At 50.0% G+C, this 25,052-nt stretch carries 19 protein-coding genes and 2 pseudogenes; 6 read left to right on the top strand and 15 right to left on the bottom strand.

The window, feature by feature from the left end; genetic code table 11:
- Window positions 1-6: 6 nt before the first annotated feature.
- The 9 genes and pseudogenes from IO95_RS14750 to ftsB form a co-directional block, all read right to left on the bottom strand.
- On the bottom strand, window positions 7-4,140 hold the full coding sequence (locus IO95_RS14750; RefSeq protein WP_051791253.1) for an RHS repeat-associated core domain-containing protein: 4,134 nt from the start codon (window positions 4,138-4,140) through the stop codon (window positions 7-9).
- Window positions 4,141-4,162: 22 nt separating this feature from the next.
- Entirely contained in the window at window positions 4,163-4,297 is a 135-nt protein-coding gene (locus tag IO95_RS26335) for a hypothetical protein (RefSeq protein WP_023492048.1), read from the bottom strand.
- Window positions 4,294-5,883 (bottom strand): hypothetical protein, encoded by a 1,590-nt coding sequence (locus IO95_RS14745; RefSeq protein WP_023492047.1) that lies wholly within the window; start codon window positions 5,881-5,883, stop codon window positions 4,294-4,296. Before IO95_RS14745 ends, IO95_RS26335 begins: the two co-directional genes overlap by 4 nt.
- A gap of 16 nt (window positions 5,884-5,899) precedes the next feature.
- On the bottom strand, window positions 5,900-8,149 hold the full coding sequence (locus IO95_RS14740) for a type VI secretion system Vgr family protein (protein WP_037385929.1): 2,250 nt from the start codon (window positions 8,147-8,149) through the stop codon (window positions 5,900-5,902).
- 386 nt (window positions 8,150-8,535) lie between these two features.
- A pseudogene (locus IO95_RS14735) lies at window positions 8,536-8,778 on the bottom strand (transposase); the annotation flags it as partial.
- 86 nt (window positions 8,779-8,864) lie between these two features.
- Window positions 8,865-9,911, bottom strand: coding sequence for a tRNA pseudouridine(13) synthase TruD (gene truD / locus IO95_RS14730; protein WP_023490920.1), 1,047 nt, complete (start codon window positions 9,909-9,911; stop codon window positions 8,865-8,867).
- A gap of 6 nt (window positions 9,912-9,917) precedes the next feature.
- Window positions 9,918-10,391, bottom strand: coding sequence for a 2-C-methyl-D-erythritol 2,4-cyclodiphosphate synthase (gene ispF / locus IO95_RS14725; protein ID WP_023490922.1), 474 nt, complete (start codon window positions 10,389-10,391; stop codon window positions 9,918-9,920).
- Window positions 10,392-10,401: 10 nt separating this feature from the next.
- Entirely contained in the window at window positions 10,402-11,109 is a 708-nt protein-coding gene (gene ispD, locus IO95_RS14720; protein WP_037385926.1) for a 2-C-methyl-D-erythritol 4-phosphate cytidylyltransferase, read from the bottom strand.
- 6 nt (window positions 11,110-11,115) lie between these two features.
- On the bottom strand, window positions 11,116-11,436 hold the full coding sequence (gene ftsB, locus IO95_RS14715; protein ID WP_023490925.1) for a cell division protein FtsB: 321 nt from the start codon (window positions 11,434-11,436) through the stop codon (window positions 11,116-11,118).
- Window positions 11,437-11,813: 377 nt separating this feature from the next.
- On the opposite strand from ftsB, the gene IO95_RS14710 reads away from it, so the two are divergent.
- The 3 genes from IO95_RS14710 to IO95_RS14700 all read left to right on the top strand — a co-directional run bounded on the left by IO95_RS14710 (window position 11,814) and on the right by IO95_RS14700 (window position 14,187).
- Complete coding sequence (locus IO95_RS14710) at window positions 11,814-12,587, top strand: basic amino acid ABC transporter substrate-binding protein (protein ID WP_023490927.1); 774 nt, start codon at window positions 11,814-11,816, stop codon at window positions 12,585-12,587.
- A 174-nt stretch (window positions 12,588-12,761) separates the two neighbouring features.
- Window positions 12,762-13,481, top strand: coding sequence for an amino acid ABC transporter permease (locus tag IO95_RS14705; protein ID WP_051791252.1), 720 nt, complete (start codon window positions 12,762-12,764; stop codon window positions 13,479-13,481).
- Entirely contained in the window at window positions 13,465-14,187 is a 723-nt protein-coding gene (locus tag IO95_RS14700) for an amino acid ABC transporter ATP-binding protein (RefSeq protein ID WP_023490931.1), read from the top strand. Before IO95_RS14705 ends, IO95_RS14700 begins: the two co-directional genes overlap by 17 nt.
- 51 nt (window positions 14,188-14,238) lie before the next feature.
- Here IO95_RS14700 and IO95_RS14695 read toward each other — a convergent pair whose 3' ends face one another.
- From IO95_RS14695 to cysG, 5 genes and pseudogenes are all read right to left on the bottom strand, one after another.
- Complete coding sequence (locus IO95_RS14695; RefSeq protein ID WP_037385925.1) at window positions 14,239-14,562, bottom strand: DUF3561 family protein; 324 nt, start codon at window positions 14,560-14,562, stop codon at window positions 14,239-14,241.
- A gap of 115 nt (window positions 14,563-14,677) precedes the next feature.
- Window positions 14,678-15,307: an adenylyl-sulfate kinase gene (gene cysC, locus IO95_RS14690; protein ID WP_023492492.1), complete on the bottom strand. Its 630-nt coding sequence runs from the start codon at window positions 15,305-15,307 to the stop codon at window positions 14,678-14,680.
- Entirely contained in the window at window positions 15,300-16,742 is a 1,443-nt protein-coding gene (cysN, locus tag IO95_RS14685; RefSeq protein WP_023492493.1) for a sulfate adenylyltransferase subunit CysN, read from the bottom strand. Before cysN ends, cysC begins: the two co-directional genes overlap by 8 nt.
- 11 nt (window positions 16,743-16,753) lie before the next feature.
- On the bottom strand, window positions 16,754-17,662 hold the full coding sequence (cysD, locus tag IO95_RS14680) for a sulfate adenylyltransferase subunit CysD (protein WP_023492494.1): 909 nt from the start codon (window positions 17,660-17,662) through the stop codon (window positions 16,754-16,756).
- Between the two features lie 161 nt (window positions 17,663-17,823).
- Window positions 17,824-19,206 (bottom strand): annotated as a pseudogene (gene cysG, locus IO95_RS14675) (siroheme synthase CysG); the annotation flags it as partial.
- Window positions 19,207-19,492: 286 nt separating this feature from the next.
- Here cysG and IO95_RS14670 point away from each other — a divergent pair.
- From IO95_RS14670 to IO95_RS14660, 3 genes are all read left to right on the top strand, one after another.
- Window positions 19,493-20,572: an aminopeptidase gene (locus tag IO95_RS14670; RefSeq protein ID WP_023492496.1), complete on the top strand. Its 1,080-nt coding sequence runs from the start codon at window positions 19,493-19,495 to the stop codon at window positions 20,570-20,572.
- 867 nt (window positions 20,573-21,439) lie between these two features.
- Window positions 21,440-22,432, top strand: a complete 993-nt coding sequence (locus IO95_RS23580; protein ID WP_051791249.1) for an AAA family ATPase — start codon at window positions 21,440-21,442, stop codon at window positions 22,430-22,432.
- The gene (locus tag IO95_RS14660; protein ID WP_037385924.1) at window positions 22,425-23,417 is read left to right on the top strand and encodes a DUF4435 domain-containing protein; all 993 of its coding nucleotides are present in this window, start codon (window positions 22,425-22,427) and stop codon (window positions 23,415-23,417) included. The genes IO95_RS23580 and IO95_RS14660 overlap by 8 nt, the downstream gene beginning before the upstream one ends.
- Before the next feature lie 453 nt (window positions 23,418-23,870).
- On the opposite strand, the gene IO95_RS14655 is transcribed toward IO95_RS14660, so the two are convergent.
- On the bottom strand, window positions 23,871-24,605 hold the full coding sequence (locus IO95_RS14655; RefSeq protein ID WP_023492712.1) for a phosphoadenylyl-sulfate reductase: 735 nt from the start codon (window positions 24,603-24,605) through the stop codon (window positions 23,871-23,873).
- Between the last annotated feature and the right edge of the window lie 447 nt (window positions 24,606-25,052).

Below are 25,052 nucleotides of genomic sequence, written 5' to 3'. Positions count from 1 at the left end.
TCGCACCTATTGAAGAATATTTATTTTAACACCTGGGAACATATCCCCAAACTGCCTAATGACCCCTTGACATGAATCACATATTGGCAACTCAGAAAAAATATTAATAGTACCTTTAGAGTCAGTCGTTATTTCACTCCCAATATGCTCTAATATTTTCGCTTCTGAATCAAAATCTCGGGGATGGGAAACAGTCGTTGTTGTGAATAAACGGTTACTTGGATCAGGAATATCAACAAACCCTGGAATAGACCCTCTCCCACTGACAGCATCAGCAACTCCTGATACTCCATCAATATCATAATTAGAAGTTGCTATATTCCTTCCTTTTCCAATTCCTCCAGGTTTTCCGCCAAAATTACTGCGATGTTCCGCCGCTCTTGTAACAGCACAACTTGATAACCCTAGAGGATCGATCCACGTCAACGGATTCGGTACATACGCATAAAGATTCAGCCCCCCCGCCAGCCCTATCGGGTCCTGACTGATAAAGGCCGCTGTCTGCGGATCATAATACCGATAACGGTTATAATGTAAACCGCTCTCTTTATCGTAATACTGCCCCTGGAATCGCAGTGGGTTCTCGACGGTATTCGCGCGTTGTGGGCCGGGCTCTCCCCAGACACCGTGCTGCTGATGCCAGACCAACCGGCCCTGCACGTCGAGCAGCCTTATCGGTGCACCGTTCGGGTCGCATTCATACCAGTAACTGACTCGGTCAGCCGTTTCCTCGGTCATCAGCGCTAACGGCTGATAACTGCCCGGCAGGTAAACATACTCCCTGACGGCAGGCAGCAGCCGCTTTATCTGCTGTTTACGCTGCTGCGGGGCCTGGAGGTCATACACCGATGCTGATTCAGGTAATGGGGTTTCAGCCCGGGCTTCGGCTATCAGGTGGTTACCCTGCCAGAAAAATACCTGGCTCTCTTCCGGCCCCTGTTTGGTGACACGCCTTCCCAGGCCATCGTACCCGTAGTGGGTCACCGTATCCTGCTGGTGTACCTGGATAAGCTGATTCTCCACATCCCAAACCAGGTCCTGTCGACTTGCTGGCAAGGTCAGGTTCCGGCGCTGGCGAAGGTTGCCCGCCCGATCATAAACATAACGGGTCGTCCCGCGTCTCCCCTCCCGGAACCAACCGCCGGGCGCCTCACTGACCGCCCTGACGGTGGTCGCCATGTGGTTGCCTGCAGCGTCGGTGATAAAGTGCAAAACATGGCCATCAGGTTGTGTTGCCGCCAGCAGTTTCCCCATCGGGTCATACGTGAAGTGGCTGGAGCCGTCCAGGCTGTCCTGCCGTTCGGTTATATTACCCTCCCTGTCCCAGCGGTACTGGGTATTGAACAGGGTATGTTCACCATGCATCAACGTTTGCGACGTCAACCGGTGGTGAGCGTCATAATGAAACTCTTTGACCAGCGAATCACTCAACCCCTGCCGGGCCAATCGGCCACAGGCATCCCACCCGAGCGTGACCGGTTCATCCTGATTCAACTGAAGTTGTACCGGTTGCCCCAGAGCGTTGTAGCCCCAACTGACCTGATGACCGGCGCTGCTGGCCCTTTGGAGGTACTGGCCCAGGGCGTTGTACCGGTGCTCCAGCCGGAAACCATCCTGAATCTCCGCCAGTACACGCCCGGCGGCATCGTACTCCCATGACAATTTGCGGTGAGCATTGTCACATTGTGTCAGTCGCCCTCGACGATCATAACGATACAAGGTTAAGGGGATGTCGCCAGTTTCGGGCAGTTTTTCCGTCAATGCACCATCCTGATTGTAGCGATAGCGCAACACCTGACCGAGTGGATCGGTGCGTCTGGTCAGCAGACCATCGGAGGAATAGGCGTAATGGGTGCTTTGCCCCCAGTAATCTTGTTCCTCCACAATCAATCCGAGGGCGTTACGTACCAGCGTCCAGCGTTGCCCGACAGGGTTGCTTACCCCGACAAGCTGCTCTTCGGTGTCATAGTGATAGCGAACTTCATGGCCGTCTGGCGTAACGCAACGCGACAGCATCCCGGTGCCGCTGTATTCCAGACGGGTTTCCCGGCCACTGTCGTCCTGATATAGCACTGGCTGGTCTTCCCGGTCCCAACTGATACGCAGGGCCATCCCCCCCTGGCGCTGCTGTGCCACCAGGCGGTTTTTCCGATCGTGGAAAGAACGGGTGACAACGCCGTTACTGTCCGTTGCAGTGATAAGATTCCCCATCCCGTCATGCTCAAACAGTTGGGGTGTGACGCCCGGCGAAGCGAAGGAGCGGACAAACCCGAAGGCATCATAACGGGCCTGCGAACCTGGCAGATCCGCCGTGTGGCTTTCCGTCAACTGGCCGTAATCATCGTAACGATAGTGCTTTTCGAGACCGGTCGGGTCGGTTGCCTTCAGCAGATTGCCGTGACCATCATATTCATACTGCCAGACCGCCCCTTCTCCGTCCGTCCGGTGGGTCAACCGGCCTGCCGGGTCACGGACGAAGGTGTCACGGTGGCCGGAAGGGGCAATCTCTGCGGTGATCTGGCCGCAATCATCATATTCCCACCGCCAGGCGGCACCGGAGGAGAGAGACACCTGAACGGGCAGGCCAGTCTCGTTGTACTGGAAGGTAGTAATGTGGCCTTGCGGGTCGGTTTCGCTGACTGGCAGGCCATCGCTGCTGAAACGGACACGGGATGTATGGCCCAGTGAGTCCGTGACCTCAACCTCATTGAGGAGGTCATGCCAGACAAAGCGGTAGTCATACAGCCCCTGGTCTCCCCAGGCATGGACAACACGCCCCTGCTCATCGTAATCGTAATAAAACGACAGCCCGAGCCGGTCGGTATGCGCGGTCATAGCCCCTTGACGGTAGCGGTAATGCCGCGGGCATCCTTCCGCATCGATTTCCTTCGTCAGGTAACCCGTGTCGTCGTAATCGTACTGGGTCAGTGGGCGATAACGTTTATCATGCGGATCAAGGAAGGCCAGGGCATGCAGCCTCCCCTGGGCGGTTTCGGCATGTATCTCCCGACCAGTGGGACCACGGTGAGTGACCTCCCGGATGCAGACGAGTTCCCCTTGATCACGGATAAATTGCCAGCCATTGCCTGCGCCATCACCGAGAGTACTGATGGGGTATTCCTGACGCGAGGCCGCAAAGGTGGACGGTGTAGTGAAGTGGTGACGAACCTCATCATCATCGCTAACAGTCCAGGTAACGGTCCCGCCGTGATGCTCCGTATACCAGAGACGGCCCGCAGGGAAAACGGGCACCGCCTGCGTTTCACCGGGGAGAACCGGTAATTCGGCGAACACACTCAGCCCCTCCGCAGAACGGAAAAAACCAACGCCTTCGTCAGCATGCCAACTGAGGGTGGTGTCTGCCGGAGTCTGCCAACCTAGCCCGCACACCCCCAATGCTTCTTCATCGGATGAACGGTAAACGCGCGTCCATGCCAGGGGGAATCGCCCCGGCAGGGAAAAATCCTGGTGCTGCACATAAACGCTGCCGTCACGGATATCCACCGGCTCGGCACGGAACACCTGACATTTCCAGAACCCAGAATCCATGTTTTTAAACAGCTTTTTCCGGACCGCCTTGAATTTGTCCATTCCCTTTTTATAGAGATTGCTTTTTTTAAAACGCTTAAAACCTTTAAAAAAGGCTTTCACCCCCAGCGCTACCCAGTTGACGGTCAACGGGCCGCCAACAATAACATTATTGGGAATGGCGATGTTAAAGGTCAGGGGCATTTCCAGCGATTTGGGTTTGATTTTAAAGGGTTTGCGTACGCGAAACGGCGGGAACATCCCCACCACATTGCAGCTCAGGGCCGGAACGCCGATGCGGCTAAAAGGGTCACCATCGGCAGAAACGGTCTGGCTGCCCATGAACAGCTCATCATCCCCCATAGGCCCCATAGGGAACCCCTGCGGAGGCAACCACGCTCCTGCTACAGGGATATGCAGGCATTTTCCGCCAGTACCTGCGGTAGTTCGTCTTCGCCCGTTCACATCAATACTGCCACCGATAATCGGCAGGTAATCAATGACATCGAAGACAAGGCCGATATGCGGCGTTGGCACGGGAACCGGGGTGGTCAGATAGAAATGCAGATCAATACCCAGTTGCGGATCAAAATGTGAACTGGCATGTGCCATCAGCACGTCTCCCTTCGCCTGCTCAGAACAGCGCTCTTAACAATTCGCGCATGAACGCCCGCGCGGCTGAGGTGTTTTCACTGTCGGTAAAGCAAAACCACAGGATAAGCACCAGCGCAGCGATAATGGCGATAAGGTATTTCGATGAAGATTTCATATGGCTCCGGCGTTTTGGTGGCGGGTAACAAAAGTGTTCACGGACTCTTCTTCGCCTGGAGGTAAATAATCGGGCAACGTCTCCCAATTTCCAGGGGCAGCATCAAGCGGATGTGCAATATCAGGGACACCAGCCCAGTAGGGATGCAGCAGTTGACGGGCCAGCATGACCACTTCCTGAAATGAGGCATTCCCTTGCCGGATAAGCTGCTCCCGGCCAAGGCGTATCTGGTCAAATGCAGCAGTCAGCTTCTTATTAAGCAACGCATCCAAAGCATCAATCTCATCGGCATTGGCAGGTGACGACAGTTTTTCTGCCAGGCTCTCTGTTTCCTGAATTATGGTGCTTTTTGTCTTCAGCCACGTATCAGCACTGTCGCTCAATGCCTGAGCACGAGCGTTATCGTGAAAGAGCAGGAGATCATGAAACAAAAAGGGCAACGAAGTCATCTGCCGGGAATCTGCCGTCAGAGTCCGGGCAAGTTTTATCGCCTGTGCAAAATAGTGAGAGGCATTGTCGATGTGTTTTACCATCAGTTGACAATGTCCGGCCATCCGCCAACCTTCGATAGTCAGCCAACAGTTACCAGCCTCTTCCGCATGCCTTGCTCCCGTCACATATTGGATCGTGGCTTCGGGGTAATCGCTGTCGGTATAATGCGCCCCGGCAAGACTGAATTCGGCCTGAGTCAATTGCGTGAGGCGCAACGTTTTTTCCGGAATGAGCTCCGCCGCTGTGATCGCTTCCCGGTAAGCACATATAGCCTGTTTTGGAGCGCCATGTTTGAGATGGCTACCCGCAATCATGTTGTGGACCACTGTACACTGCGCATGCCACCGTTTTTCGGTCGCCAAAGACAGTGCGCGGTGCGCACGCTCTGTCACCTGTTTTACGGTGCCCCGTTCAAGCAAAATAAACATGTCCAACAGCAGTGAACGAAACCGTTGGCTGTCCGGGTCACCGCCCCCTGGCTGCTGATGCAACGTGTCTTTCATCAAGCTGAATGTGTCGGCAGGGGAAGTGATGAGCAGACTCCGCGCGGTGTGACTGTCAATAAGGGGTTGCCAAGCCAGATCCTCATGCGTATCGCAAAGTACCAGTAACAGCCTGTCGGGGAGCAATGAAATTGCCTGTTGTAGCCAGCGTCGCCAGGCAGCGTCATCACTGACAGACTCTGGCCTGAGCACTAGGACAAAGCGACCAAAAAGTGCCTGATGATGCCGGATAAAGTCGGCAAAAACAGCAAACAGCGCCGGGCTGTGAGCGGTCGTTTTCTGTTTGGGTATCCAGGGGGGAACCGGAAGCTCGCTGGCCCTTGCCCGACTGATCAGCTCTGTGTACAGACTGAGGCAGTAATCGTACCCGGTCAGGAATGGTGACGAAAAAGTGGCAAACAGGTCATTGATGCCGTGAGCACCAGGCTGTTCTTCCTGAAAAACCAATAAGGCGTGAGTCAGATCTGTTGCATCTGCACGGCTTCTGAACACGACCAGGTTGCCGTTTTCACGTTTATCTGTGGCAGTGAGCCACAATTCGGCAAGTTCTGAAACCTGTCGCATCACTGGATTGTCTGCTGTTACGCCCACTCTGCTCTCCTTGCACTCAGGCATTCAGTTTGATTTTTGCACCGTTAACCGCAACTCCAGAAGCATCAATTTTTATCACAGAGCCTCCGGCCTGGATCTCTATACTGCTACCGTCAATAACAATGGTGCTGCCGTTCACTGAAAACGTGATTTTTTCTGAGGCCGAATCCGTCATGCTACCCACGGTGATACGTTCATCATTTCCGGTGACATGGAGGTTTCGTCCTGCAGAGATGATGGTTTCCTGATGACCGATAACTGAAGTCTCCTGCCCCGCGTGGTATTTCTCGGTAAGTTTCCCGTTGACGGTGACGGACTGTTTCCCGATCACACTGGTGGTCTGGTCGCTCTCAATGATGAGTTTCTGTTGACCAGTGACATGCAGGGTTTCGTTTGCCTGGACCGTGTGCTTCCGGTTCTGCATCACGGTTTGTGTCTGTTGACCCTCGACCGTGATGAGCTGATTACTTTTTGTCGTCAGGGTGTGAACACCGGTAATAGTTTCGGTACGTGTCCCTGTGATGCTCAAGGTTTCGTTGCCTTTGATGGTTTCCGCACGGTTACCGTCTACGGAAACCGTCTCGTCACCCTTGATGGTCTCCGTCCGGTTACCGTTAATGGTGACCGTTTCATTCCCCTTCACCCGGTGGTCACGATCAGCCTCAACAGTGTGACTTTCGTTGGCACCGACGGTAGCAGTGAGGTTATTCCCGACTGCATGGGTAGCGTCGTTTTTCACCTCAGTATCCATGTTGCGGTGGGCGTTAATCCACACCTGTTCGCCACCGGCCTTGTCCTCAAAACGCAGGCCGTTACCGGTATCCTTTCCGCCTCCCTTGGAACGACTGAAGAATCCCATCTGCGTGGCTGCCGCAGGCAGTTCCCACGGGGGCATATTAGCCTCATTGTAGACTCTGCCCAACACGACAGGGCGGTCAGGATCACCGTTAATGAAGTCGACTATCACCTCATCATTCACCCGAGGTATCTGTATACCTCCGTAGCCCTGTCCGGCCCACGGCGACGCGACCCGTATCCAGCACGACCCGGTATCATCCCCCGGCCCATCAGTGTCCCAATGGAATCGAACCTTGATGCGACCATATTTGTCAGTCCAGATAGACTCCCCCGCCGGCCCGACCACCCGGGCCGTTTGTGGACCCTGGGTACGAGGCCATAAGGCCATACGCGCCGGTCGAAATGGCACACTTGCAGGAATGACCGTAAACGTAACGGACTGCAAACGACCTTCACCTCCCGTGGTATAAGCGTTTTCCTGAATCCTCAATACGGACGAGATGACAAAATACGCTTTATTCTGCTCTGGTGAAGGATGTGCATTCAGGGTAAAGGTGTAGCCCGTGGTGATCCCCCCGGCGCTTCCCGTGCCCGTTATCATCTCATGCTCAATCTGCCAGCGTTCCTGACGAAGATGGGCATAATGTTCAGCATCATTTTTCTCCACCAGACGTCCTGGCCATTCATAAACAGGGATGCTGCCAGGCTGATGCGCAGCAGGATTCTGTACAGCCTGAAGCAGTTGTGCATAAGGTTTGCGGAAATCGTAATCATCAATAATGCTGATACCCGGCGTGGCCTGGCAATTGACGGTCCAGTCACGGATACCTTCCTGTTTCGTGGTACTGCCTGAAGGGGTAGGAACCCACGAAAGGGTTTCATAACCCGAAACCGGTTGTGAACATGGGCTATCCGACAATACCAGCGTATGGCTGTTCTTTTCATGGCTAAACCACCAGAATATCCCTTCATGTTCCAGCATGCGGCAAATAAAGTTAAAAGAAGATTCCCCGTACTGCACGCAGTAACCCCATGAACGATAACTGCCCGACAAACGAATATCTGGCGTGATACCGAAGCGCCCACACACGTCTTTGACAATTTCCGGAACGGTTTTTTCCTGATAGATACGGAATGCCCGGTCCAGCTTCATTGGCCACAAAACGGATTCAGCGGTGAGAGTGTATTGCTGATACTGTGTGCCTTTCAGCTCCGTGGTGGTCTGGCTGATATGGGTGATAAACCCGTTGATATACCGCGGCTCCCTACTGTGTTGAAGCGGGATTTCCAGTGTGATGGTTTTGCCGAGAAGTATTTTCGAGGTTGCTATCGGTATCTGACTCAGCAGTATGATGGTGTAGAGGAAGGATGAGGAAAGGGATTCGGTGCCTTCGACAGCGTAAAACAATAAACCCTGCCCTTCCTCGGGAAGGTGGGCAATGACCCTGGATTGAGAAAAGTCGTCCATGAAATCCTCTGTCAGTTGTATTCATAAAATACCGTGCCCCTCTGACGACACAATTGTATCACGCCCACACGGACAGGAAATGCCGATGAAGCAAGTCAGAGAAATCGAGATTGGCAGTATTTCCTTCTGCGGGACTCATTATTCACCCTACGAAGTCTGGCAAAAAGTTCCCCGTGGCCACTATATGATGTCACATTGATTCAGGTTTACGTGACCATACAGGATCCTTTATCACTTATGAATGACTATTTCAAAAGAAATATGTAACTATCACAGTGATAAACATACTCTTCCCTCTTTTAACCTGGTAGAAGTCACGCAACACTCGATCTATACGCAATCAATGGTTACTTTAGTACCTTATCACCACGCAAAACGAAACGAAATTCGGCTTCATTCAAACTGGCAGTTTCAAGTACAGTGGCGAACTTAGCCTCTGCTGACCATTGGTCAGGTGTTGATTTATTTCCTGGCACAGGACGACCTTGTTGTTTGGCTTTATGCCGCCAATTATACAAGGTTTGCAGTCCAATCCCTTCAATGCGGGAAACTTCTGCCACGGTCATATTTAATGGTGGCAATAACTTGCTTAATATCTCTTGCTTACGTTCTTCGCTGTAATTCGGCACATTCAAGCCTTAACCCCCAACTGATTAAATTTTAAAGGGTGACAACTATCCTGCCAGAGGGGGGAAATTACGAGTGAAAATATTTATTACTCAGCAATATCCGCATCACTGTTATCCTGCTGTATCATTTCACGGACTACGCTGGTCGCAAAACTCCCTGCGGGTAACCAGAAGCGTAACTCAACGGTGGCATCATCCCACCAGTTCCACTGTAACTTCTGTGGGTATAACAGTAAGGCCCGACGGGCAGGCTCAACGCGTTCACGCCTTAAAAGTGTCAGCAACTCCGGCTGTTGTGCTAAACAATGCTGTTCAAATGCCAAGACTTCGTTGGCAGTACCAGGTTCACCGTCGCCCGGTAATGGCGCGGTAACCATCAGTTCACCCGCGTCCAGACGTTGTTGCAAGGTTGGCAGCTCTTCCTCTTTGGCGACAAACCAACTCCCTCGCCCGGCAAGCTGCAATGCATCCCCGGCCAGCACTTTGCGCTGCTGTTGGTTAGCCAAACGCTGGCTGGTCACTAAGTTGAATAGCGCGCTCCGGCTGGCGGAAAGATAGAAACTACGCTTATTACGCTCTTTAACCCGTATTTCATCGTTGGCCCAACGGCGTGCCATAACCAGGTTATTGCCACCATGGCCAAAACGTTGGAGACCAAAGTAATTGGGGACGCCATGGACGGCGATAGCTTGCAGACGCTGCTCCACCTCTTGGCGATCACTAATATGGCGAAGCACTAGTGTAAAATCATTCCCTTTCAGCGTACCAATGCGCAACTTACGTAAATGGCGAGCGGTCTGCAGTACCTGGCACCCTTCAAGCATAAACTGGCTAAAATCCGGCGAGGCTTTACCCGGTAGATGCAGGCAAAACCACTGTTCAGTCACCGCATGGCGATCTTTCAACCCGGCATAACTGACTGAACGGGCATGAATACCGGCAAATTTTGCCAGATAGTCAGCGACAAACTGAGTATTACAGCCATTTTTGCGAATATTCACCAGCAGGTGCTCACCTTCACCATCAGGTGTAAAACCTAAATCTTCCACGACCACAAAGTCTTCCGAATTAGCCTTTAAAAGACCGGTTGCCCGTGGTTGACCGTGCTGCCAAGTCAGATTTGCCATATCCATCTTGACCTACTCCTTGACCAACAAGACAACCGCCTCACAGGCAATACCTTCACCACGCCCTGTAAAACCTAGTTGCTCGGTGGTGGTCGCTTTCACATTAACGTCATCCATATGACATTGCAGATCTTCCGCCAGAAAGACACGCATCTGCGGAATATGTGGTGCCATCTTGGGAGCCTGAGCAATGATCGTGACATCCAGATTACCCAGGCGATACCCTTTGGCACAGACGCGCCGCCAAGCTTCCCGCAACAACTCGCGGCTATCGGCCCCTTTAAATTGAGGATCCGTATCCGGGAACAACTTGCCAATATCACCCAATGCGACGGCACCTAATAAGGCATCGGTCACCGCATGCAGCGCGACATCACCATCGGAGTGAGCCAACAGCCCCTGAGTAAAAGGAATGCGAACACCACCGATCACCAACGGCCCTTCACCGCCAAATTTATGTACATCAAAACCGTGACCGATACGCATCATGCGCTCCTTAGTTGTTCAACTGTGTCAAATAGAATGCGGCCAATGCTAAATCTTCTGGTCGCGTGACTTTAATATTGTCTGAACGCCCGGCCACCAGCAAGGGGTGGTAACCACTATGCTCCATCGCTGATGCTTCATCGGTGACCTCCACCCCCTCATCCAGTGCACGTTGCAGGCAGAGTTTGAGTAATTCCAGTGGAAATAACTGCGGGGTCAGCGCGTGCCATAAATCCTGACGTTCAACGGTATGTGCGATGGCCGGTTGCCCCACCACGGCACGTTTCATGGTATCACGCACCGGGGTAGCCAGAATGCCACCGACCTGGCTGTGTTCAGTGATCGCCAACAGTCGTTCCAGGTCATCAGCATGCAGACAAGGGCGAGCAGCATCATGCACCAGCACCCATCGCGTATTACCCGCCAATTGTAACCCAGCCATGACCGAATCTGCACGCAGTCGGCCCCCCAAGGTAACCTGTACGCGGGGATCCTGGGCAATCGGCAATGTTTGAAATTGATGGTCTTCGGGGCTGATAACCACAATCACCTGGCTAATTCGCCGATGGCGTAACAAAGCCTGGATGGCGTGCTCAAGAATCGTCTGATGACCAATGGTTAAATACTGTTTCGGGCAATCGGCTTGCATACGGCTGCCGATCCCGGCGGCGGGTAAAATGGCAATTACCGGAGAAAAAGGGTCTGAAAAAGGATTCATTTACTGTTATTTTTGTGGGTTATTTGGCGTGGAAGATACCGCACTACGCTTAGCGGGCTCAGAGATCAGACGATAGAAAGTCTCACCAGGCTTGATCATACCCAGTTCATTACGCGCACGCTCCTCGATTGCTTCCTGACCGCCATTCAAATCGGCGATCTCGGCAAACAACTGATCATTACGCGCTTTTAATTTAGCATTGTTGCTTTGCTGAGCAGTGACGTCTTCCTTGAGCCGCACATAATCGTGCACACCATTCTTCCCCAGCCACAGCGAGTACTGTAACCAGCCGAGTAATGCCAGCAATAGCAGCGTAAGTTTTCCCATCTCTGCCCCCTAAAAAACCGACTAATCATCGCACAACTTTTGGTTTGACTCCACATCGAGAGCGGCTTTTCCCTCACTGAGAGAGGCCGCAGCAATCACCCCTATTGGCTTTAATAATGCTGTTTACTCCGCATTTTAAGTAACCTGTCCTCCGTTTAACCACCACCAGGGGTTGTGTTTTTATTCAGGTAAGTATATTTTTATGCATCTAAAGTGCATAAAAAATTCAATCTATACCCGCATTGCTTCAAGGCAGGTAAGAGGGAAAGGGAAGCCAATTACGTGCTCAACCAGGTAAATTGGCCGTTCAAAGCCCCCTTCCATCACTTGCATGGCAACAGATAGATAATTTTACTACTCATTATCGGGGATGACTCATGTTAAAACGTTTAGTTCTGATTGGCGCTTGCCTGGCGGCGACCTTTTCTGTTTCCTCCTATGCGGCGACTGAACCAACCTATGTGGTCGGCTCAGGGGGGACTTACCGCCCATTCGAATTCGAAAACAGCAAAAAGCAGTTAGAAGGCTTCGATATTGATATCATCAAAGCCATCGCCAAGGTGGAAGGGTTTCAGGTGAAGCTGGTCAATACACCGTGGGAAGGGATCTTTGCCACATTAAACTCCGGTGATCGCGATATGATCATTTCTGGTATTACCATCACGGATAAACGTAAACAAATGGTGGATTTTTCCCTCCCCTATTTCCCGGCAGAGCAGGCTATCGTAGTGCCAAAAGGTTCTACCGTCGACTCCATCGCGGCACTGAAAACACTCAACGTTGGCGTCGTTAACTCCAGCACCGCAGACATTGTGGTTTCCGATACCTTGGGCAAGAACAGCACCGCTATCAAGCGTTTCGATAACACACCACTGATGTTGCAAGAGCTGTATGAAGACGGCATTGGTGCTGCGGTTGGCGACGTGGGCGTTGCCAAGTTCTACATAAAAACCCACCCAGAAAAAGAGTTCAAACTGGTCTCTGATGCCAAATTCGAGCGCCAGTATTTTGGTATCGCCGTCGCTAAAGGCAATGATGAGTTACGCAACAAGATCAACAGCGGGTTGAAGAAAATTATCGCTGATGGTTCCTATGCAAAAATTTACCAGACCTGGTTCGACGGTAACGTACCCACTTTACCTGCTGAATAAGCGACCTTAGGTTATCAGCTGTAATTATACCGGCCATCATTCAAGCCACTGCAACTTGATTGATAGTCGGTATCGTCCCGCAAGCACGACATACCCTAATCAGAATATTTTTTTAAAAAGGACGTCACCTTGAATTTCCGTTGGGAGATCATTCAGGAATACGCACCATTATTTATGGAAGGTGCCTGGATGACCATCAAATGCACCATTATCTGTGTGCTGCTAGGTACCACCTGGGGTCTGCTGTTGGGGTTGGGCCGTTTAGCTCAGGCGTCACATGGTATCTGGAAACCCGTCCTGCATTATTGCATTCAATGGCCGGTGCGTATTTATATCAGCGCTTTTCGCGGTACACCGCTGTTTGTGCAGATTATGGTGGTTCACTTCGCACTGGTACCGCTATTTATTAACCCGCGTGATGGCTTACTGATCAACAGTGGCCTGATGAGCGCCGACTTCGCCCGTATGTTACGTTCCGAGTATGGTGCTTTCCTCTCGTGCGTGGTGGCAATCACGCTCAATGCTGGCGCATATGTTTCTGAAATCTTCCGTGCCGGTATTCAGTCAATTGATCGCGGTCAGATGGAGGCTTCCCGCTCCCTGGGAATGAGCTATGGTAAAACCATGCGCAAAGTCATCCTGCCGCAGGCATTCCGCCGTATGCTCCCCCCATTGGGTAACAACGCGATTGCCATTGTGAAGGACTCCTCTCTGGCTTCCGCCATTGGTTTGGCGGACCTGGCTTATGCGGCACGCACCGTTTCTGGTGCCTACGCAACCTACTGGGAGCCCTACCTGACCATTTCACTGATTTATTGGGTCATCACCTTTCTGCTGTCATTAATGGTGCAACACATGGAAAAAAGGTTCGGTAAAAGTGATTCGCGTACATAACCTGCAAAAACAATTTGGCGAAAGCCATGTGCTGCGCGGTATCTCCTGTGAGATCGCGCCCAATGAAGTGGTGTGTATTATCGGCCCTTCAGGCTCAGGTAAAAGCACCTTTCTGCGCTGCATTAATGCACTGGACACGCTCTCAGGTGGTGAGATCGATGTGAATGGTTTTGCCATTCACAGCCATAAAACCAACCTGAACAAAATGCGTGAAAGTGTCGGCATGGTATTCCAACGTTTTAATCTGTTCCCTCATATGACGGTGTTGGAAAATATCATTATGGCGCCAATGGAGGTGAAAAAGCTGTCCCGTGAACAAGCAATAGAACGGGCTGAAGTGCTGCTGCGTAAGGTGGGTCTGCTGGATAAAATTGATGCCTACCCCAGTAGCCTCTCTGGCGGACAACAACAGCGTGTCGCCATTGCTCGCGCCTTAGCGATGGAACCGAAAATCATGCTGTTCGATGAACCCACCTCCGCTCTCGATCCTGAGTTAGTCGGCGAGGTATTAGCCGTAATGAAATCTTTGGCCCATGAAGGCATGACCATGGTCGTGGTGACTCATGAGATGGGTTTTGCCCGTGAGGTTGCTGACCGTGTACTGTTTATCGACCAGGGAATTATTCAGGAAGAGGGTTCACCACAGCATATTTTTGGCAACCCGACCAATGCACGGACTCAAGCATTTTTAAGCAAGGTTTTGTAATCTTTAACACTATGCTGTCATCTCAGGGGCGCGCACTAAGCGCCCTTTCTCTTACCAGCCACTCAACAAGCTAAAGACCCACCAAAATAGCCCTAGCACTACGATCCCCGTCAATAATAGCGTGAAGACCACATGGCCCCGTAACAGGATACTGAAAGCGATACCCAGTAGGACGGAAAGCGGCATTAAGGAAAGAAAAAACGGCCATGTATAGAGCAACAAGAACAGTGTGTTAGCACCATAGACCATAAAAGGCACAGCAAAAGCCAACCAGTAGAAAACAAATCCACTAATGCCCCCCAGAAAAAAATAAGCGGGCTCTTCTTGCTCCTGTTGTGCCGCTATCAATATCGACATCGGCGTGACATTTTGCATACGCTTCCCAAGTTATTTATCTGCGATATCCATCACTACCCAAGCTGAATATATAGCTACAGCTTGAATAAACCTCTAAAGACGCATGGCAAAAAACACCATGCCCTTTTTAAACTTAAGATCTGATAATAGCCTGACGCCGTAATACGTCTAATAATTGCTCAGTCAAATTTGTAACTAATTGTTTGCCATCCAGATGCACCTCAGGTCGTTCTGGTACCTCATACATCGCATCGATTCCGGTGAAATTTTGCAGTTGCCCCGAGCGCGCTTTTTTATACAAGCCTTTTGGGTCACGTGCCTCACAAATTGCCAACGGGGTATCGACAAATACCTCAATGAAACGCCCCTCATCCAGCATATGGCGCACCATCTCTCTTTCGGCTCGATGCGGGGAAATAAACGCCGTTAAGACCACCAAGCCTGCATCCACCATCAGTTTGGCAACCTCGCCCACCCGACGGATATTCTCGCGCCGATCCTGGTCAGAAAACCCCAGATCACTGCACAAACCATGGCGCACATTATCGCCATCCAACAGATAAGTACGCACCCCCAATTGATGTAGCGCTTGCTCCAGTAACCCTGCGATGGTCGATTTGCCGGAACCTGACAGGCCGGTAAACCATATCACCAGCCCTTGGTGACCATGACTGCTTTCACGTTGAGTACGCGTGACGGCATGTGAATGCCATACGATATTCTCATCATCACGCCCGGTGGCTGCTCTTGGCCCTTCAACCATGTGAGCCCCCCTTAAGCAGGTCACGCGCCCCCCAGTGAGGAAAATGCTTGCGTACCAAAGCGTTCAATTCCAACTCAAAGGCACTGAACTCCCCCGTCACGACTGACTTAGCCTGGTGTAACGCTTGGCGCACCAATCCGGCGCCCACCGTGACGTTGCTCAAGCGGTCAATGAAGATCAAGCTGCCAGTATCATGATTCTGCTGATAGCTATCCAATAGCAACGGTTCATCAAAGGTGAGTTCCACCAGCCCAATACCATTGAGCGGTAATGCATCAACCTGATGATGTACCAAGGAGTTTATGTCCACCTGATGGTGAATACTCTCAACACGGGCACAGGTCTTCTTACCCGCTATTTTGACATTAAAGCGTTGACCCGGCTGTAAAGCCTGCTCCACCATCCACACCACATCCACCAACGCACTTTGCACCGGCTGTAATGTTTCACTCGCATCCACCAGCAGATCGCCACGGCTAATGTCTATCTCGTTTTCCAGTACCAGCGTAATCGCTTCACCGGGTATCGCCTGTTGCAGGTCGCCATCAAATGTCACGATACGTGCCACGGTTGACTCAACCCCTGAAGGCAGCACCTTAATACGCTGCCCCACATGCACCACACCGGCTGACAGCGTGCCCGCATAACCACGGAAATCGAGATTCGGGCGGTTGACGTATTGCACCGGGAAACGCAACGGTTGATTCTCACGGTCACTCACCACATCAACACTTTCCAGGAGCGCCAACAGGGTTGGGCCTGAGTACCAAGGCATCCGCGCGCTCGGTGTGGCGACATTGTCACCATCCAACGCTGACAGCGGCACAAATTTAATATCCAGATCATCAGGTAAGCGTTGCGCGAAAGTCAGATAATCCTGTTTAAACTGTTCAAAGATCGCCTCACTGTAATCCACCAGATCCATCTTGTTCACCGCCACCACCAAATGCCGGATGCCGAGCAAAGTAGCAATAAAACTGTGGCGTCGCGTCTGATCAAGCACGCCTTTGCGCGCATCAATCAGCAGGATAGCCAAATCACAGGTGGAGGCACCGGTAGCCATATTGCGGGTGTACTGCTCGTGCCCCGGTGTATCGGCAATAATAAACTTCCGTTGTTCAGTAGAGAAATAACGATAAGCGACGTCGATGGTGATGCCTTGTTCTCGTTCTGCCTGCAGGCCATCAACCAGTAAGGCTAGATCGAGTTTTTCGCCCTGAGTCCCAATACGTTTACTGTCAGTATGCAGTACTGAGAGCTGATCTTCGTAGATTTGGCGGGTATCGTGTAGCAAACGACCAATCAGGGTGCTTTTGCCGTCGTCGACACTGCCGCAAGTCAGGAAACGCAGCAAGCTTTTATCTTGTTGAGCATACAGATAGGCTTCTACTCCACCCTGTTGTGCAATTTGTTGTGCAATCACATGATTATTCATCCGGCGGTTCCTCAAAAATAGCCTTGACGCTTTTTCAACTCCATCGAACCGGACTGGTCACGATCGATCATACGCCCCTGTCGTTCGCTGGTAGTAGAAAGCAGCATTTCCTCAATGATTTCCGGCAGGGTCTGTGCCGAGGAGTCTACCGCCCCGGTTAATGGCCAACACCCCAAGGTACGGAAACGCACCATCCGCTGGCTGATCACTTCACCCGGCTGTATGTCGACGCGATCGTCATCCACCATTAATAACATGCCATCACGCTCAATCACCGGGCGCGGTTTCGCCAGATAAAGCGGCACGATTTCGATCTTTTCCAGGAAGATGTATTGCCAGATATCAAGTTCTGTCCAGTTTGATAACGGGAACACCCGGATACTCTCACCCTGGTTTATCTGACCGTTATAGTTATGCCATAACTCAGGGCGTTGATTTTTCGGGTCCCAACGATGAAAACGGTCACGAAAAGAGTAGATCCGCTCTTTAGCTCGTGATTTTTCTTCGTCACGGCGCGCCCCACCAAAGGCAGCATCAAAACCATATTTATTCAGCGCTTGCTTCAGGCCTTCGGTTTTCATGATATCGGTATGTTTAGCACTACCATGAGCAAAGGGGCTGATTCCCATCGCTACACCATCGGGGTTTTTATGCACTAATAGCTCAAAACCGTACTGTTTGGCAGTACGATCACGGAATTGATACATCTCGCGAAACTTCCAACCGGTATCCACATGCAGCAACGGAAATGGTAACGAACCAGGATAAAATGCCTTACGTGCCAAGTGCAGCATCACCGAAGAGTCTTTGCCGATGGAGTAGAGCATCACCGGATTGGCGAATTCAGCAGCAACCTCACGGATGATATGGATACTTTCCGCCTCCAATTGCCGCAAATGAGTGAGTCGTTTTTGGTCCATAACCGCTCCTTAAATAGATTGCCTTACTGCGTAAAACCGATAAATACCCGCCGTTATGCCAGCTCTTTGGAAGAATTGACCACATCAACATAATCTGACTTGTGGTTTGAGTTGACGTTGGGGTCTTCTGGCTGCAGTGTGAAAAAGTCCGCCTGCGCCGATTGATGCCCAAACCAGGCGATCTGATGATGTAATTCCACCACTTCACCAATCACCAATAACGCCGGTAGGGGTGCCTGTTGAGCCAATTGTTCCAGTTGCTGCAAGGTACCGGTCTGTACCTGCTGATCTCGGCGTGTTCCGCGGCTAATCACCGCCACTGGGGTATCAGCACCACGGCCATGAGTGATCAAGTTACGGCTGATATCGGCGGCTTTCAGGGTGCCCATATAAATCGCCAGGGTTTGATGGGCCCTCGCTAACGCTACCCAATCCAGGCTATTTTCATCCGCACGGCAATGACCGGTAATAAAGGTCACGCTTTGTGCGTAATCACGATGAGTGAGTGGAATACCGGCATAAGCCGTCGCCCCCACAGCGGCAGTCACTCCGGGCACCACCTGGAAAGGAATACCAGCAGCCGCAGCAACTTGCAGCTCTTCCCCACCACGGCCAAACAGGAAAGGATCGCCCCCCTTCAAACGCACCACGCGTTTCCCTTGTTGCGCCAGCGTAACCAGCAAACGATTAATCTCGTCCTGAGAAGCCGAGTGCGCACCAGCACGTTTACCGACACAGATACGTTCCGCATCACGACGAACCAAATCCAGTACCTCTTGGCTCACCAGGTGATCATAAAGCACCACATCTGCCAGTTGCATCACCTGCAAGCCACGTAAGGTCAACAAGCCCACATCACCGGGCCCAGCCCCCACTAAGGCTATTTCCCCTTGCTCCTGTTCACTCCCCTGCACAAAGGCGCTTAGCTCCTGCTCCAATTGCTGCTCAGCTTGCACAACTCGGCCCTGAGCCACCAGCGAAACAAAACGGCCATTAAACAGCTTTTCCCAAAACCGGCGTCGGTGACTAAAAGAGGCGACTTGCTGTTTTACTTTACCACGTAATTTCCCCGCCAATTGAGCCATGCGCCCCAAGCTGGCAGGCAGTAATGCTTCTAATTTTTCCCGTAGCATGCGGGCCAAAACGGGGGCCTGGCCACCCGAAGAGATGGCCACTATAAGCGGAGAACGATCAATAATTGACGGAAAGATAAAGGAGCAACGGGGTTGGTCATCAACCACATTGGCCAATACACAACGTTTGTCTGCTTCGGCAAAGACTTCGGCATTGAGTGCACTGTCATCGGTGGCGGCAATTACCAGAAACACCCCATCCAATTGCGAGGGGGTAAAAGCCTGCCCCAGCCAATAAATCAGCCCTTGCTGATAAAGCTGCTTAAGTTCCGCAGACAGCGCCTGGGCAACCACATGGATTACCGCACCGGCACGTTGCAGCTGCTCCACTTTACGCGCAGCGACCGCACCGCCCCCCACCACCAACACCGGACGTTGTTTGAGATCAGCAAATAGAGGTAAATAGTCCACAGTGGCCTTTGCCTATAACAAAAAGATAGTGTGACTATACGGAGTGAGATTTGCTCGATGAAATGACTAATAAGCATGAGTAGTTCCATAATGGAATATACCGGCAAATTTATTTAAATGAGTAACGGTGAGTTGTAAATTGAATAACCGTAGGATGAGTAACAGCGCAACTTGCACATTGGCCACAAAATTAATAAACACATAAATTGTGTAATTCGCCATCACGTCCCATACTGAACTTGCAAATATATTTGGCTCCACCTCTGTTACAGAAGGATTTTTCGGTATGTTTTTCCGCTTATGCCTGAGAACCGGGCTGTTGTTAGCCGCTTTCAGCGGTACTGCCAACCTGTATGCGGCCCCTGATAAAGCCCACAAAGAAGTGCCGCTGGGTCAGTTTGCCGCCAGCCAGATACGTTATATCGCTACCTACTTTCCTGGTCGGATGGCTGGCAGCCCCGCCGAAATGCTTGCGGCAGATTATCTAAAACAACAGTTTACAGAGATGGGCTACCCAGCTGATACCCGCACCGTTGACGACCGTTATCTTTATACCAACAAAAACCGCAGTGAAAACTGGCATAAAATTACCTTTACCTCGGTCATTGCGGCCAAAAACGGTGATCAGCCCAAGCAGATCATTATCATGACGCACTTTGATACTTATACCCCGGTCAGTGATGATGACGTGGATAATAATCTGGGGGGGCTGACGTTACAGGGTGTGGACGACAATGCCTCTGGCGTCGGTGTGATGCTAGAGTTGGCTAACAGACTTAAAGATATCCCCACCACTTATAGCCTACGTTTTATCGCTACCAGTGGGGATGAGCTCCATTTGTTGGGGACCAAAAACTACCTGCAACGGATGTCGCCGGCAGAGCGTGAAAATACCTTGCTGGTGATTAACCTCGACAAGTTGATTACCGGGGATCGTCTCTATTTCCAATCCGGTGATAACACCCAACCCGATATCATTAAGCAATCCCGTGATCAGGCACTAAACCTTGCCCACCGCTACGGTATTGACGCCGCTCTGGTTCCTGACGGCAAAAACAGTCGAAAAGAGCATGATCCCAATAAAGAACTGTTTGACCAGGCAAAAATTCCGTTCCTATCCGTAGAAGCGACTAACTGGTTACTGGGGGCGAAAGATGGCTATCAGCAGCGGGCCATCAGCCCAAGCTTCCCACAAGGGGTCACCTGGCATCGTCCGCAATATGATAATTTGCAATATCTGGAAACCCATCTCCCAGGGCGGATTGAGAAACGCAGCCACGACAGCGTGCAGATCCTGCTGCCTCTGATTAAACAGCTAGCACAAGCGCGGCCAGCAGCGGGGGTGAAAGGTAAGAAGGTGAAATAGGCTATACCCAAGTTCATTCAAGTTGCAGGACAAAACGCGTAGCGTTTTGAACAGCGCTAGCGCTGGCTCCGAAGGAGCGAGGCCCAAATGGGCCGAGTAACGCGGCAACTGAGCGACAAATCGGTCAGGAACCGATTTGAACAGCACTTGTGCTGGCCCGCAGGGTGAACCTCATGGATGAGGTTCATTAATCCCCAGGAGCTTACATGAGTAAGTGACTGGGGTGAGTGACAAATCTGCAGGAGCAGATTTGAACGCCGCTGGCGGCGGCCCCGAAAGGGGCGAGATCCACGGACGGACCTCGTAACGCAGCCAACACCGCTGCAGCTTGAATGGCGACGGGTATATATCAGCTCTGTGCTAATACTGTTATAGCACAGAGCGATAGCTAATCTGGCAGGTAGTTCAGCACTACGTTGAATATAAATCAAGAACCGCGCTAATGGTAAATCGGTTGAGTCAGAAGGATGTTTGCTTCACGCTCTTAGCGGATCAGCGGTATCTTTGGTTGGATGCTAAGTGCTGGAGCGGATGCTGTTTACATTATGGGTGACAGGTCAGACCCGCCCTCTGCCCTGCTGCCACGGAAAAAACACAAAGCACGGCGTGCTGGATTTCTACTTTCTGGATATGTACCATGTAAGTGGGAAAAATTAATCAGACACCAGGATAACAATAGGAATGAAAAGGAGCGTTTCCCCCTAGATAATGGGGTAAACATCGTGATTTACTCCCATATGACGCGTTCGGTGGCAAACTGCCTCCAACGGGCGAAACATCCTTAAACAGACAGAAAGCGAAAACAGTTACTAAGGTGTGCATGACCGTAAAATCCCTTACACTAGTACAAAAATTGAAGAGAAAAAAATGACTAGTCTCCCAAAGTTTCCAAAAATAAAAAACCTAATGGTTAAGGGTCTTCACGGCTATAAAGACATTTTTCTGGAATTTAAAGATGTAACTGTAATTGTCGGTAAAAATGGCATGGGTAAGACCACTTTGCTGAAATTGATTCACTCATTGCTTATCAATAAAAAAGATGAATACTTAGTATCAATATGTGATTTTGCAGAACTATCCTTCACCGATAACGAATCGATCTCTTTCGGTGGTATTACTGATAAGCTTAGAAGTGAGCTTTTAAAATTTACAATTAATGAGAGACTTGAGGAGATAAAAAAAACAAGAGGAAAAAAAGGAATCTCGAAAGCAATAACCGATATGATTTTAAATGATTTAGAAGTAAACAATAAAATAAATGACATATTAAAAATGCATAGGGATGCTATTTTCTTTAAAGAGAAAACCGAAAAATACATTAGAAATGAACTAAAGATAAGGTATATCTCCACAGTGAATATATCCTTTAATGCTGATAACAACATTGATGTCGGGAATAGTGTATCAACCAATTTACTTGATCTTGCAACAGAGAAAGAAATGAGGGAGCTATTAAAAAGCGAAAATCAATTATACAAAAATGCATTTTTAGAACAAATCAATGTAATGTTGATTGATACTAATAAGAAGTTTTTCACTTCAGATAATGAGTATTGGATTCTTGATGGAAATACAAGTAAAAAAATCACATTAAGCCAATTATCATCTGGGGAAAGGCAATTAATTTACATATTAGTTACTGCTGCAAACATTGGTAATTCGCCAGCTGTTTTTCTCATGGATGAGCCAGAAATATCGTTACACTTAAGTTGGCAAGAAAAAATACTCGATGCATTACGTAAAATAAATAATAACATGCAAATCATCATCGTAACACATAGCCCGGCAATGATTATGAATGGATATATGGACTCTTATGTAGATATTAAAAATATCATCACGGAGAATAATCATGGATGATTTTGATTCTATTAGATCAAGTCGTAATTTTTTAAATGCATACAATGTATTTACTACATCTATTCCAGCAGGTTTTCTTTATATTGAAGATGCCTCCGATCGTCTGTTCTGGGAAGAGCTTGTTAAAGCTGTTTGTCCTGGGAGATATAGAGTCATGCCCTATTCGCAGGGGGGGGCAGAGGCGAAACGAAGCCTTGAACGCGAGTATATTAACCTTCATCAGGATTTTATCGTTGGGGTTGATAGTGACTTTGATTATTTATGCTGCAATAGAAATGAATTTGCAGAACAGTTAAACACTAATCAATATGTGCTTCATACATTTTATTACTCTCGTGAAAGCCATATTAACTCACCGGAAGCCATTAGTAATATCCTTGATTGTTTTCATTTGCATAAGTATCCCGACAACCAATTACTAGCCTCTTTAGATAAATATTCAAAAACCATTTACCCTGCTCTTTGTCTTTTTTCATGGCTGCACAATGTTAAACGGCAGATGCATCCAGAGAATTTGTTTAATATGGCCATCCGTTTACCTGAAGGCTCAAGACTTCTCAATGAAGACCTTACAGTAAATGAAGAGACTATAAATGGAGTTAAACAGAAGATTGATGAATATATCCATACATACAGTATCCAAGTGAATGACAGTCAGAGTTACATCTCGCATCTTGAACAACTATTGCAACGTGGAATAAATACAGGAAATGCTCACTTATTTACAGATGGCCATTATCTTTTAGATGGCATACTACTCCCGATTTTAAAAATGGTTGTCATGGCTGGCCAAAGGCAAGATAAAGCTTGGGTAGAACAAAATTATGACGGTGATGCGATTGGACAAAGAAAGAGTCAGGTAGTTAAGCATTACAAAGAAAACTGTAATACAAAAACTTTAGTTTACCAGTGTACAGCTTATCATTCAGGTGCTTTCTGGCAGCGAATAGTTGAAAAAATGCACAAAATCATAGGCATGTCGTAAGTCCCTCTATCCTATTATAAGGTTTTGCAGAACCATTTATTATAATAGTGAAAGCTGCTGTAAGATTCTTGTAATCTAAGAATAAGGGCTTTCTTTGAACTTAATAAGTTGTGAAGGAATTGTAGGTCTGTGAGTTTTTATTTTGGGCGTGATTCTCTGCAAGTACAGGTTTTTCAGGTCTATGACTATATGACCACAATTAGACAACTCTTTAAAGAACAGCTGTTCTATTAACTTGATCCTCGTTTATTAGTACACCACGATTTAAGTAATACTTTCATCATTGATGAGAGCAAGTGCCAAAGTCCGCTTCGCTCAAAGCCGCCAGCCACACTCGATTATCTGCCACCCGAGAAAACTATCAGGCCAAGTCTGAGCCAATAGAAACAAGAAATCCCCCCAACCTCGCTTGCCTATATCAAGCGTGCCTATATCGGGGGGCATTGGCTCCATTTATCCCTCATGTAGCCCACATTCGCGTTTCAGGCCAAAGAACCGGGTTTCTTCTTCACTCATGCCCGCTTCCCATTTACGGGTGGTGTGGGTGTCGCCCACGGAAAGGTAGCCCTGTTCCCATAGCGGGTGGTAATTCAAGCCATGTTCGGTGAGATAATGATAAATCTGGCGGTTATCCCAATCGATAATCGGCAGGAATTTAAATACCCCGCGCTGTACCGCCAATACGGGTAGATTGGCGCGGCTATCTGATTGTTCACGGCGCAAACCAGCAAACCAGGTCTGTGCCCCCAGTGTTTTCAGCGCGCGGTCCATGGGTTCCACTTTGTTAAGCTGATTATATTGCTCAATCCCGCTCACCCCCTGTTCCCACAGTTTGCCGTAACGCGCCTCTTGCCAGGCGGGCGACTGTTCAGCTCGGTATACTTGCAAGTTCAGTTGCAACTGATCCGTCAGTTGGTCGATAAACTGATAGGTTTCCGGAAACAGATAACCGGTATCGGTTAGGATCACCGGAATATCCGGCTTAATGCGAGTGACCAGATGCAAGCACACCGCCGCTTGAATACCAAAACTGGAGGTGAGCACAAATTCACCGGGCAAATGCTCTAACGCCCACGCCACCCGCTGCTGTGCAGACATCTGCTCCAACTGGCCATTGACGACCGCCAGTGACAATGCCTGCCGAGATTTTGGTTGGGCATTTAACGCCGCCAAATTGAATTGAACCATGTTGCATACCTCCAGAGACCATCACTCTACCCTTCATCCTTCAAGCTGCTTGGGTGTTAGCTGCATTTACTCGCCTCATCCCTGAGGCTCGCCCGTATCGGGGCCGCTGCAAGCAGCGTTCAAATCCGCTCCTGGCGGATTTGTCTGTCACCCCAGTCACATAGTCAGCTATGCTCCTGGGGATTAATGAACCTCATCCATGAGGTTCACCCTGCGGGCCAGCACAAGTGCTGTTCAAATCGGTTCCTGACCAATTTGTCCATCGCTGGCCGCCTACAAGCAACTCGAATTATTTTGGGTACAAATAGTTACGCCTAATCGTGTTACAGGTGGTTATGATGCAGGTTAGCTGACCGTGGAGCGCATGGACGCGCGATACGAGCCCCCAGGGAGGGGTTCACGGCGTGTCAGCGTTCCGCATCATACCCACCAGCCTGACGCTTAACA

It is taken from the genome of Serratia sp. DD3 (assembly GCF_000496755.2).
This window is presented reverse-complemented; position numbering and strand designations above follow the sequence as displayed.